1 protein-coding gene is annotated in these 544 nt (G+C 62.5%); it reads right to left on the bottom strand.

The window, feature by feature from the left end:
• Positions 1 to 544 (bottom strand): glyceraldehyde 3-phosphate dehydrogenase NAD-binding domain-containing protein (locus HMPREF2617_RS06450; protein WP_305764521.1); only part of this gene is annotated, 544 nt, incomplete at both ends.

Raw genomic sequence — 544 nt, 5'->3', positions numbered from 1 at the left:
GCCAGTGTTATCGACGACGATGGCGTTGTTGATGCCGTACGCCGTGTAGTCGATCTCGGCCGGGTCGTTGGCGTAGATCATCTGGATCGGAGTGCCGTTGGCCCAGATGATTTCCTTCTCCTCATCCACGGTGATCGTGCCGTTGAACGGGCCGTGGATGGAGTCGCGGCGCAGCAGGGATGCGCGCTTGATGATGTCGATGTCACCCTTCTTACGCACCACCACCGCACGCAGGCGCACGCCACCGTACATTGCCTCACGCGCGATCAGGATGCGGGCGAGCAGGCGACCGATGCGGCCGAAGCCGTAGAGCACAACGTCGCGTGCATCGAGCTCGGAGGAGGTACCGATGACGTCAGCGAGCTGCGCATCCAGGAAGGTACGCAGATCCTTCTCGTCGGAGTACTTGAACTCCTTGGCCAGGCGGCCAAGGTCGATCGAAGCGGTGCCGAGATCCATCTCCACGAGCTCGCGCAGGATCGGGAGCGTCTCGTCGAGGGCGAGCTCCTTTTCGTCGATACGACGCGCGTAGCGGTGTGCCTTG

The organism is Corynebacterium sp. HMSC070H05 (assembly GCF_001837615.1).
GTDB classification, from domain to species: Bacteria; Actinomycetota; Actinomycetes; order Mycobacteriales; family Mycobacteriaceae; genus Corynebacterium; species Corynebacterium coyleae.
This window is presented reverse-complemented; position numbering and strand designations above follow the sequence as displayed.